The 13,866-nt window shown below is 25.6% G+C and carries 6 protein-coding genes; all 6 read right to left on the reverse strand.

What is annotated here, in order from left to right:
- Positions 1–200: 200 nt before the first annotated feature.
- On the reverse strand, positions 201–1,280 hold the full coding sequence (locus tag CP523_RS03545; protein WP_066677931.1) for a response regulator transcription factor: 1,080 nt from the start codon (positions 1,278–1,280) through the stop codon (positions 201–203).
- Between the two features lie 24 nt (positions 1,281–1,304).
- Positions 1,305–3,617 (reverse strand): PAS domain-containing sensor histidine kinase, encoded by a 2,313-nt coding sequence (locus CP523_RS03550; protein ID WP_066677933.1) that lies wholly within the window; start codon positions 3,615–3,617, stop codon positions 1,305–1,307.
- Between the two features lie 463 nt (positions 3,618–4,080).
- Entirely contained in the window at positions 4,081–4,761 is a 681-nt protein-coding gene (locus tag CP523_RS03555; protein WP_066677939.1) for a pseudouridine synthase, read from the reverse strand.
- Between the two features lie 211 nt (positions 4,762–4,972).
- Positions 4,973–10,435: a beta-N-acetylglucosaminidase domain-containing protein gene (locus CP523_RS03560; RefSeq protein WP_120140490.1), complete on the reverse strand. Its 5,463-nt coding sequence runs from the start codon at positions 10,433–10,435 to the stop codon at positions 4,973–4,975.
- Between the two features lie 624 nt (positions 10,436–11,059).
- A complete protein-coding gene (locus CP523_RS03565) occupies positions 11,060–13,048 on the reverse strand; it encodes an ABC transporter permease (RefSeq protein ID WP_120140491.1) in 1,989 nt (662 codons plus the stop codon).
- Entirely contained in the window at positions 13,038–13,808 is a 771-nt protein-coding gene (locus CP523_RS03570) for an ABC transporter ATP-binding protein (protein ID WP_066677742.1), read from the reverse strand. The genes CP523_RS03565 and CP523_RS03570 overlap by 11 nt, the downstream gene beginning before the upstream one ends.
- Between the last annotated feature and the right edge of the window lie 58 nt (positions 13,809–13,866).

Consider the following 13,866-nt stretch of genomic DNA (forward strand, 5'->3'; position numbering starts at 1 on the left):
TCACTATTCCTCTCTAAAGTTTAATTTCTATATAATTTCTAAAAATAACTCCCATTTTATAAGTAAATATTATCCTATTTTGCCTTTATAATTAATGATTTTTTTATACTTATATCCCTGTTTTTTTTTATTTATTTTTTCAAATAATAAAAAACTATAAAAAAAAGCTAGAAATATAACTTAATTTCTAGCTAAACATATTAATTGCTCATTTTTTGTAAATTTTTAAATTCTTTTGGTGAAATACCTACATACTTTTTAAAAGTTCTACTAAAATATTCTACATCATTATAGGATAATTTATAGCTTACTTCATATACCTTTATATCTTCATTTAATAATAAATTTTTAGCTCTCTCCATTTTTATAAAGGTCATATGTTCAACTATAGTCTTTCCTGTAGCTTTTCTAAAAAAATGACTTATATAACTCTTATTCATATTCATATTTTTGCAAATTAGCTCTAATGAAATATTATTTTCTATATTTTCTATAATTATGTTGCATATTTCTTCTACTCTTCTATTTTTTAAATTGGTAAATTTAAATATTGCTATATCATCCATTAGTTTTTTAATTATTTCTTTAATGTGCTTTTTTATTAAACTTATATCATCACATCTAAAATTACTGCTTTTTTTCCAATTTGATATATTAACAAATTTGTTGTACCATTTATATTCTAATAGTATTTTATATATTATTTCGTCTGCAACTTTCTTTACTATATACTTATCCGATTGTAAATTTTCAAAATTTTTTTCTACTGCACTATTTATAATATCTTCAACTTTATTTAACGCAAGTTCATTATTAGTTTTTATGTACTCTATTAACTCAATAATGTCATCTTCTTTAACTAATTTATCCAACTTATTAATTTTTTCTTCTTTTTTACGTTGATTTACAAGAAATTTCTTGGCTCTTAATAAAGCTTCCTCTAACTGCTTCTCATTTATGGGCTTTGTTAAATAATCAAATGCTCCAAATATAATTCCTTCTCTTGCATATTTAAATTCACTATATTCGCTTAATAATATTACACAAACAGATGAATTCTTATCCTTAATCTTTTTCAACAATTCAAGACCATCTACTTTTGGCATCTTTATATCCGTTATTATTAAATCTATATTATTTTCTTTTATTTTTTCTAAGGCCTCTTCTCCATTAGAAGCTTCAGCTTTTACTAAGAATCCTGTTTTTTCTCCCCATACTTTTTTTCTTATTATATCTTTTCTCATTATTTGTAAATCATCTACGATCATTACATTAAACATATTTATCACCTATATTCAGTATCCTTAATTTACTTTTAATAACGAAAAATATACTACTGTCCCTTCATTTACTTTAGATTCTATCCATATTTCACCGTTATGTTTTTCTAATATTTTTTTAGCTGTTGTTAATCCTATTCCATTTCCTTCGAACTCATCTATAGAATGTACTCTTTCAAATAAATCAAATAATTTATTTGAATAAGCCATATCAAAACCTATTCCATTATCCTTTACATAAAAAATATATTTTTCTTTTTCATCCTTATATCCTACTTCTATAAATGCTTTTTCTTTATACCTTGTAAATTTAATAGCATTTGACAATAAATTGTATATTAAAATTCTAATTAATGTTTCATCAACATCTACTATTGGTAATTTATCATTTATTTTAAATACTATTTTTCTTTCTAAACATGATAATTTTATTTCTTTAAAGACTTCAAAAAATACATCCTCTATGTTAATATTTTTTCTATCTATATTTGATATGGATGTACAAGAATAATCTAACAACTTATTTGTCATGTCTGTTATATTTTGTGTTATTTTGCTTATTTCATTTAGGGTATTTATAACTTCTTCATCAAGAGTTTCGATATGATCTTCTAAGGTAAACCTTACATAAGCTTCTATTGCTCTAAGAGGAGACTTTATATCATGGGCTATTGTATAATTAAAGGCTTCTAATTCATTTACTGCAATCTGTAGTTTTCTTGTTCTATTAAAAATCTTTTCTTCTAATTCTGAATTTAATTTTATTAAATCATTTCTAGCTTTATTTCTTTCTGTTACATCTTTTCCAAAAATAGCTATTTTAGAAATTTCATTATCTTTATATATTGGATTTAATGTTACCTCTAACTCTAATCCACCTATAATTGGAACACAATCTATTTTTACCCTACCCTCTTTAATTGCCCTTTCATAATATTTATTCCAATTACTTTCATGACTATCGTAAAGTTTACTTATATCCTCTAAATTTTTATCTATATCTAAGCCATAAATTTTCTTTATATATCTAGCTAATGATGAATTATATCTAATTAATTTATACTCTTTATCTACAACCCAAATGAATTCATCTGTACTTTCTAATATTGAATTCAATTCATTTTTAGTCTTAATAATCTTTGATATATCCAATATTATTAAAGCTAATTTATTTTCTTTTAATTTAAATCCATTAACTAAAAAGTATCTATCGTTTTTTTTATTATAAACCTCTATGTATTTATATTCTTTATTTTTCTCTAGTATCTCGTAATACTTATCTAATCCCTCATCCACTAAACCTAAATCTTTTCTTCTAAGCTTTCCTATAATTTTTTCATCGCTTAAACCCATTAGATCACGATAGCTTTTATTAGCATAAACATACTGCAAATCTACTACATTCTTATTTTCATCATATACTGCTTCATAAATTACTACACTATTTAAACTTTTATAAAGTATTAGTTTATATAATTCTTCTGTTTCTTTTTGCTTATATTTTGCTTTTATGTACTCCAATTTATTTATTTCTGCTTCTTTAATTGCCTTTATAGCTTTTTCATATAAATCAATTATTTTTCCAGCTATTATTATAAGAATAGTTAAAGACATGATATAAACAAGTTTTTCTTTATCTGTAGGGGATATAATCCATCTAAAAGTTTTATCTTCTTCTATTAGATATTGAGTAATGCTAATTACTCCTAAGAAAAATGTAGTACCTATAGCTATTACTAATGCCATGATCTTTGTATTTTTTAAATCTACACTATTTGATTTAATTTTAAATATCTTTTTTATAAATGGTAATTTCATCAATGTAGTTCCAATTGATATTACCGCAAATTTACCTATTACCTCTTTTATAATAAATAATCTTATGCTAACATCTAATATAGATTTTTTATATATAACTGTAAAAACTATCATACTCAATATTACAAATATTGAGTATAGTATTTGCAATATATATATATTATTGATTATTGTTCTTTTGTTTTTTCTACTATTTTTTCCTAATCCGTGTAATACTATAAATACTAAATCGTACATAAACGTAAATATAGCTAATATTATATTACCATCAAAAATAATGAATGGATAAACCCCAGCAAGACCTATACTCATACTTAATAACCCATATATAGATCCCCAATTTAAAGTTACTAAAATAGGTAATATAAGATTTAACCCCGTTCCTATTTTTAAGTTATAAATATAAGCATTTATAAAAATAAATGTTAATATGAAACTAGTTAGTCCCAATACTATAGACATTAAGACTTTATAAAATTTATCTTTAACATTAATTTTTTTTACACTTTTATACTTCAATATTGTTCCCCTATTTTTGTATTTATCATTTTATCAATGAATATATTATTTTATTCTAAATATACTTTCCTTACAAATTTCTAATTATTAATTAAATAGCATATATATAATCTTTTCCATAATATGTGATTTTAAATCATAAAAAGTGAGGTTTATTTAGTAGCTATAAAAAAATACCTTAGCACTTCATAATTACCTCACTAATATTCCAATTTTTAATAATATATAATATCAAAAGTACCTACATTTAGTATTATAATAGCTAACATAATAATTTTTATAAATGTAAAATTTTTAGTTTTTACCTAGTTTTTTTTTTGGATTAATATTATTTATAAAAATATATTAAATTTTTATGAATATTTCTTCGTTTATTCCTATATATACGAAAAAAATAAAGGTATTAAACAAATAAAACCTTTATATCAACAAAAAACTACATTTATATCTTTTTTTAAAAAAACTACATATATCTCAATTCTAATATTTCTTTCTCAGTAAGATTACGCCACTTTCCTATTTCAATTCCATCTATTTTTATATTCATAATCCTAATACGCTCTAATTTAATAACTTTATATCCAAATACCTTGCTCATTCTTCTAATTTGTTTATTTAATCCTTGAGTTAATATAATTTTAAAAGTATCTTTTGAGATTCTAGTTACTTCACATGGTCTAGTTATAGTTTCGAAAATTTTAACTCCTGAAGACATTCCCTTAATAAATTCATCATCAAAAGGTTTGTCTACCGTTACTATATATTCTTTTTCATGTTTATTTTCAGATTCTAATATTTTATTAGCTAATTCACCATCGTTAGTCATTATTATAAGCCCTTGTGAAGCTTTATCTAATCTTCCAACTGGAAATATATAATTAGGATAATTAATAAAACTAATTATATTATCTTTAATTTCCTTTGCCGCTGTACATGTAATTCCAACTGGTTTATTTAAAGCAATATATACTTTTTCTCTTTCCTGAATTGGTTTATCATCTATAAGTATAATATCTTCTCTTTCTACCCATTGTCCTGGGATACAATACTCTCCATTTACTTTTATTCTATTTTCCTCTATTAATCTATTAGTTTCTTTTCTTGAGCAAAACCCTAGGTTGCTAAGGAGTTTATTTATTCTCATCTAAAGTTGTCTCCTTTTAATTTTATATTAAAAATATATTAATTTATAAATATTTTACTTAAATCCCTCTAAATTTACAACTATTATGTGCGATTATTAATATATATCCATTTAAACCTTATATTTAATCAGAAAAGGCTATGAATTAAGAACTTTCCATTCTATAATTCATAGCTTCCTATTTTTACTTAATTTATAAATTAGCCCCTAATTAATTTTTTCTTCTTCTCTTTCCTGTAACAATTCCACCTAAAGCAAGTAATCCTATTCCTAAGTAACCTAACATTACTCCACCACCTGTTTGTGGTAGTTTTCTATTTGAACTACCTTGAATTATTCCATTGCTACCTGATGATGTATTATCTCCATTATTTTTATCTACTGAATTATTTCCATTTGATCCTGGATTATCTGTAGATGGTTTATTGTCTCCTGGTTTTTCCTCATTTTTCTTAACTAAACCTTCTATTGCTTTATTTAATTTTTCAATAACGTCATCTACCATTTTTTGTGTAGCATTTTTATTTAAATTAACTTTATTAGCTTCATCTAATGATACTAAGAAAGCTTCATATGATTCATTTGTATATTCCTCTGAGCTATCTAAATATTTGTTAGCTTTTTCAATTAACTGAACTAATTTCTCCTTATCTACTTCATTAGAATTGTTTTCTTTTTCTTCTAATGCATTAATAGCTAATTCTAAAGATTTTGTAATTTTATTTATTTCTTTTTCACTAGCTTTTTCATTTTCTAATACATTTTTAGCTGTAGCTAATTCTTCTTCTAATGCATTCCAAGTTTTTTCAGTATATTTATTACTGTCTAGACTTTCAGCTTTCTTTATTAATTCCTCTAATTTTTCTTTACTTGGTTTTAATCTTAAATCTAAAAATGCTTTTAATAATTCTTCGTAAGCTGTACTTACTTCTTCTTCTAATGCATTTTCATCTTCTATTACTTTATTAGTTTTTTCTAAAACAATTTGTAATGCTTCCCAAGTTTCTGTTATATAATCAGAAGAGTTTAATGAATTTATTTTTGCTACTAATGCTATTAACTCTTTTTTATCTCCTTTGTAGAAAGATAACATATGCATTGCTTTACTTAATCTATGGAAAGATGCATCTATATCTTCTTGAGCAGCATCATTGCTATTTAATAGATTTTCTGCCTGAGCTAAAGCAGCCTTAAATTCTTCTACAACAGCAGGAACAACTTTATCAAGTTCTTCTTGTGAAACTTTTTTACCTTCTTCTACGGCAATTTCTAAATGTCTTACAAACTTAGCTTTTTCTTTTAATTGATTTACTGCATTTTCTAAATTAGCTTTAGCTTCATTTACTTCTTCTTGAGTGACATCTGCTTTTTCTAGAATTACCTCTGCCCCTTTAAGTGCTTCATTAAAAATAGCCCAAGTTGAAACTGTATAATCAGCTTCCACTCTATCTTTATTTACATTATATAATGCTTGTAATTCTTCCTTATTTGTATCTACTATTTCTGGATTTTCCATAATAGTACTTAATAATCTTATAAGGTCATCTACTTTATTTTGTGACGCATACTTATCTTCAAGAACTCTATCCCCTTCATCTATAGCATCTTTTAATGCATTTTTACTTTCTTGTGTCCAGTTTGATGTATCTATATTTCTAGCTTCTTCTAATTTGCTTTCCAAATAGCTCTTATCTACATTTTGATCTCCATTTGATAAAATTATTTCATGAAGTGTTGGTGCTACTTCATTCCACTCTAGTTTTACCTCTAAAATATTTCCTAAGCCTTTTGTTATAAAATCATTTAAACTACGATCTAATCTTCCAATTTCTTGCCATCCATCTACAGTTCTTACTAATACCAATGCATTAGAAATTGTATTTGGACTTTGTAGTATATTAATCTTAGTTATTTCTGTATTTTCTGAAATACGATATACTAATGATCCTGAAGTTAAATCTTGCTTATTTGGTTTATAAGTTGTATTTAAGTTTCCATCAATTAAATTACTTGGAGCATATCCAGCTACTTCAATAGGATTGCTTACAAATGTTGGATTGTTTTCAGATGGAATATATTGTCCATTATTTATAATAATTTCATTAAACCTTACCCATTTAGCAATATTTAATGTCTTAGTTACTTCAACTCTTAAATAACGAGCATTAATATTTAATCCTGCTACTGAAATAGTATTATATGAAATTTCGTGATTAGGGAATGCATCTGATATTTCTGCACTTCCATCTAAATTTCCTCCAATAGTTAAAACATCTGTCCAAGTATTACCATCTTCTGATGCTTTAATTACACCATTACGTATATAATCATGTTCATAATCATTTACTACCATTTTTAATGAATTTATATTAATTAATCTTCCTAAGTCATAAGTGAAATACTTACCTTGATCTTGATTATTTTTAAACCATGCTTGGGTTGTCCAATCATTATCAAATGCTTTATCTGTATTTTCTACTGCTGTAAAATTAGTATCCTTTAATGTTTTAACTTGATATTCTAATGAATGTACTTCTAAATTATTAAGATTAAAAGCAATAGGATTTTCTGTTTTATTAATAATTCTAATATAACGAGCATCTTGTAACTCATTTAAATTATTTATAGTTTCCCATTCTATTTCATTCATAGAAGTTTCTAAAGTAAGATTTTCACTTTCTGTATAATTTTTAACTATTTCTGTCAAATCTTTAATTCTAGGTAGTTTAATACCTACATATTCATTAGTGGCTAATGTAATTTCATTTAAATTAGAAATTATAGCAACATCATTTTGAATATTAACTTTATTATTAGCTAAAGCTGCAACATTTGTATAAATTTTAGTGTTTAAATTACTTTCTGTTACATTGAATTTAGTAAATCTAGCCCATACATTAGTTTTTGTTTTATTTCTTAAACGAACATATCTTGCTATTATATTTTCTTGTGAATAGTCTTTATTTATTTCTACCTTATTTGTGAAAGTTTCTATCTCAGTATAATCTTCCCCATTAACTGAATATTCTAATACTGCATTTACAAATATATCACCAGGAACTGATTTATCCCCTACAATATGAACTTTACCTAATCTAGCCTCCCTACCTAGGTCTACACCTATATATGCATCTTGTGGTATTCCATCTCTATCTGCTCCTTCATAAGGTGCTTTTGCGTACATTATTGGACTTGATACACCTTCTGGTCTTAAAATATCAGATTCATTTCCACCACTTCTTTTTCCTATATTTGATGATTTAATTAATGATAAGCTTAAATCTCCTTCATTTATATCTTTATTTATAGTAAATTCTCTAAATGATGCCCACTTAGGGTTTGCTTCACCTTCTGCTTTTATCTCTCCAGTTACTATAAATCTCACATACTTAGCTTCTATATCTAAATTTGAAACTTCAACTTTATTTTGGTATGGTCCATAAGTTTTATTATTTACATCAGTCCAAGTTTCTCCATCCATAGAGTATTGGAATTTACCATAATGGAAAGCATCCTTATCAGTAGCATTTTTACCTTGTTCTATTGAAAGGCTTGTTATTTTTGTTGACTTACTTAATTCAAGAGCAACATAGTCTCCTTCTTGAATATATCTTCCAAACCATACTTTTGTATTTAAATCTCCATCTACTATATTTTGAATATTTCCTTGATATACATTATTTACATTTGTATATGGAGTAACATTTAATTTTTCTTCTTCTGGATTTACAATATCTCCAACTTTTCCCGCTAAAGAATCTCCTAATTTTTTAACAAAAGGAATTAATCTTTTATATCCAGCTTCTACGTAATCTTTTCCATGGATATTTTGCACTTGAAAAGTTTTTGATAATTCAAACTTAGCAGCACCTTCTGAATAGTGACTCCAAACCTCTCCATTATTTCCATCTTCTATAGCTATTGCAGTCTTTATATACTCAATAGTTGATTGAGCTAAAGCCTTTAGAGATTGCCTCCATGGATCTATTTCTGCCTTTAATCCTTCATTTTTAGATTTAGTATCAAAATCATCTGCTGCCTTTACTATTTTTTCGTATTCATTAATTAAGGTTTGTCCTATTTCTTTAATTGATTCTCCTGCTAAATACTTTCTATTAAACTCATCTAATAAGGATTTAATTTCTTCTGATTCATCTTGAACTAATCCATGTCCATTTGGAGCTGGATCACTCATATGTTTTGCAAGTGTATATAATTCTGAGCCTGCATCTTTATCTATATACTTAAATGAATCTTCCCAACTTTTATCTGCATTAAATGTATCTTTATTCCATGTATAATCAGCAACAGCAAATAATGCCACCTTTGAAGCTTGAGCTTGTTGCATTGGATTAGTTACAATTCCCTTAAAATTTGTGACAGTTGGATCTAACATTTGTCCCTTCCCCATAACAAGACGCTTTTTATTAATATCATTTACAGGCCAATTTAACCACATAAATGGCAATCTTGATGGATTCTCTGCTGTAGAACAAGCTTGCATAAACCAGTTAAATGTATCAGTTGTTACCCAACCACAAACCCCTGAACCTGTCCACATTATTTCAATATCTTTTGGCATTTGGCTTATAGTTTTTAAATATGGTGAGTTTATGTTGTTACCTGCAAAAGATTGACAATATTCTTTTGGAACAAATATTAAGTTATATACATCACCTTTAGATTTTTTCCATTCTTCTAAATCAGTCATAAGTTTTACTTGATCTGTTGCATTTCCACCAGCATCATCACCTAAAATTCCAAATTGTCTAACTCCTATATCATATAAAGATTCAAACTTTCTAATTATTATAGCTAGATCTTCTTGATAATGTTCTTCTGTATCAAAACGTATTGCATTGTGCATAAATGGATGAATAGTCCATATAAATTTATTTTTAGATTTACTTCCTACTTTAACCATCTCTGCTAATTCTGCTAATTTTTCTTCTGGATATGGTTCTCTCCACTGTGAGTTATGATATGGATCATCTTTTGGAGCAAACATATACGCATTCATTTTAATATCTCCACCAAATTCCATTAAACTCATACGATTTTCATTGCTCCATGGAATACCATAATATCCTTCAATAAATCCACGCCATTGAGCATCTGCATAATCCTTAATTAACAAATTACGAATTTCATTAGATTCTAATTGATTAAATATCATTTTTAATGTTGTTATTCCATAAAAGGCTGAATCAGTATCTTTACCTAATACTGCTACAACATTATTGTCAACTGATACTATATGTGAATCCATATGTTTAAAATGTTCTGCATCTTTTAGGTTTTTTTCTGCAAAATAATTGTCAACAATCCCAATAGAGTTTTGGATTCCTATTAAGAAATTCGTCTTACTTTCATCAATTTCTGTTCCAATTGTATGACTAATATTTTTAATTTCTAAAACTTCAATTAAACGATCTTTAGTTGCTTGATCCAAGCCATCTTCAAAGATAACGTTTACCTCAGAGCTTAAGTTTAAATTTCCTCCATTATAAACTATACTTTGAGGAATAGGGTAAATTTCATAATCTTTATTTATTTTTTCATTTTCTGCTGATTCAACAGCTTGAGTATATATATTAGGTGCTAATCCTAATATCATAGTAAAAGTCATAAAAAATGCTAGCAACGAGTTTCTTCTTTTTTTTCTTGAATTCATTCTTATCCTCCCTTTAATAATAAACTTATATGCTAGATAGCCTTAGACTTCCATCCCTCCATTTCATTTAAAGTTTTATAAATAATGCATTAATCTTACATATTCTCTACTGAAAATATGTTATGCATTATAAACCATTATGCTTATGTATTAAAAAATCACCAAGTAAACCATTAAGGCATGAATCTTTTATCTATTTTACATATCTAAATCCTGCCTCAAAGATGTAGCACTGGTACTTTATTTTTTATTCTTTAGACCTACATACTTAGTTTTAAAATAATAATTAAGTTATCCACAATTTATATAATTTCCTAAAGAATAAAAAAATAGCTAACTTACTTTATTGTAGTAAGTTAGCTAATGTCCTTGCGGTAACACGCTAATTTCATTTCCTATATAATCTTGTTAAGACAAATTATACTATATGTACATTTATATGTAAAGTTGTTAAAAAAATTTTTACATATAAATCTAACTGTATTTATTTATATATAATATTTTAATTTTTATACAAAAGGATAACTCATAAATCTTATTTTATGAGTTATCCTTTTACTAACTACTTTACAGAAGTATTCTTAAGACCTAATTATAAAACACCTTATTTTTCATAGTTTAATTTTAGTTTTGACTAATATTCTTCTTTGCTCCTAAATAAGTTGCCATAAAATATCCTCCATATATTATTACTAATGCTACTACTGCAATTAATATATTGTCCATAATACTTGAATTTCCAAAGGTAGCAACTACATGAGATGATATCTTAAGCCCAACAATTGAATGTACTAATGCCAATGACAATGGAACTATAAAGTATATAGATATTTGAACAAATAATGATTTATTTATCATACTTCTATCTACGCCAATTTTAGTTAATAACTTATATCTTTCAATATTTTCAGTTGATTCTGATAGTTGTTGAAGTGCTAATACGGCTGCAGATGTAATTAAGAAAACAACCCCAATGTATATTCCTAAATAAGATACTACTGCTCCAAGACCTGCTGAATTTGAAAGTTGCTCTTCCTTAGTCATATAATAAGTATCCATTTCAGAATCTTTATATCCACCTCTTACTTTCTCTCCAAAATCTTTTTCACATTTATCTTTATCTATTTTATAATTCATACTTAAATATGATTGAAGCTTTTCTAACCCATCAACTAACGAATCATTAACTACAAAAGTACACAAATTACTTTTCATCATTTGATTATATGGAGTTATTTCAAAAAACTCTGTATTTGCTGGTTTTAACTCTATACCATTAACATTTATTTTCTTCTTATTATTTATTTGATTTTGAACTCCTTTTTTTAAATCCTTAATATCTCCAAAAGCTAAATACTCATCTTTTTCTAATGAAACTTCCTTCATATTTAACATCTTCATTATAGAATTAAAGTCTGAAAGCTTTACTATTGGAACACCTTGATTTTTAGCTACTGGATAATATGATTTTGCATCTTCTGCTTCATCTTCATTTAAAAAATCTTTAAATCCAAAATTATTTTTATAGGTTGTATATTTCATATAAGAACTAGCATAGTCGTTTATTTCTATTCCTTTTTCTCTTAGTACTTCTTCTATATCACTACCATCTAAATCCCAAAAGGTAACATCAAATTTAGTTAAGTCTTTAAGATCAGAATTTAAAGCTTTATTTATTCCTATTCCACCTGAAAATGTACATATTGCTACGAATAGCATTAAACATATAAATGTCATTGATACAAATGTTGAATTAATCTTACTGTTTATCTGCCTTAATATAAACATATTTAAACCTTTTAAATAATGCCTCTTATTACTTTGAACTAATTTTAATAAGAAACCAGATAAAGAAAAGAAAAATAAAAATGTTCCTAAAACACCTAATAATATACTCATTAAATTAAAATTAAAACCTATTTCTGCTATACCTTTACTTAATACTATATAATAAGCTTCTCCTATCATCATTAAGCTTATTATAAAAACTAATACTGAAACCCATATATTTTTCACTTTAACTGTTTCATTTTTTCTTGAAGATGTTAATAAATCTATTAATTTTATTTTTCTAATTGAAATTGTATTAAAAAGTAAAACAACTAAATAAATAATTCCAAAGCATAATACAGTTCTTATAGCTGCTGTTTCTGAAAATACAAATTTAAATTTCACAAGATTTACCTGAAACATTTTTGCTGTTAAAATAGATAGTCCTTGTGATAATAAAACTCCAATAGTTAATCCAATTATAAGTGATATTACTCCCACCATTAAAGTTTCCATAAATATAACTCTAGATAAACTTCCTTTTTCCATACCTAAAGTCATATAAATTCCAAATTCTTTTTTTCTTCTTTTTATTAAATAATTATTTGCATAAACAATTAAAAAACCTAGTATAAAAGCCATAAATTTAGATGCAATCCCCATAGTTTTACTTACTAGTTCAAAAGCATTTGCTTGCATATCACTTAATTCCATCATAATACGCTGTGATTCTATAGAATTAAATACATAAAATATACTTACTGCAAAAATTAATGTTAAAAAATATATTGTATAATCCTTTAAACTTCTTTTTAAGTTTCTAGTTGCTAGTTTAGAATACATCTCTTTGGTCACCTCCAAGGAGAGTTATAACTTCTATTATTTTATTAAAGAACTCTTTTCTTGAATCATTTCCTCTTATTAATTCATTAAAAATCTTTCCATCCTTTATAAATAAAATCCTATTTGCATAACTTGCTGTAAAAGCATCATGAGTTACCATCATAATTGTTGCATTTAAGTTTTTATTTAAATTCTCTAAACTTTCAAGTAACATCTTTGCTGATTTTGAATCTAAAGCTCCTGTTGGTTCATCTGCTAATATTAAAGAAGGATTAGTTATTATTGCTCTTGCTGAAGCGACTCTTTGTTTTTGTCCTCCTGATATTTCATATGGATATTTATTTAATATTTCATTTATATTTAATTTTTTACAAACATCTTTAACCTTATTATCTATGTCCTTATGGTTTACCTTTAATATAGTTAAAGCTAATGCAATATTTTCATAAACCGTTAATGTATCTAAAAGATTAAAATCTTGAAATATAAAACCTAGTTTATCTCTTCTAAACTTAGATAAACTTTTTGAACTTAATGTTGTTATATCTTTCCCTGATATATAAATATGTCCACTTGTTACTTTATCTATAGTAGATATACAATTTAGTAGTGTAGTCTTACCACTACCTGAAGCTCCCATTACTCCAACAAACTCTCCCTCTTCTACTAAAAAGCTTATATTATTTATTGCCTTTGTAATATTTCCTTTTCTCCCATAATATTTTTCTATATTACTTACCTTTAAAACTTCTTTAGTCATAGTTTTGCCTCCTACTTTTTCTTACAGTTACATTTTACCTACTATAAAAGATAGCAGC

Origin of the sequence: Clostridium septicum (assembly GCF_003606265.1) — a bacterium.
GTDB classification, from domain to species: domain Bacteria; phylum Bacillota; class Clostridia; order Clostridiales; family Clostridiaceae; genus Clostridium; species Clostridium septicum.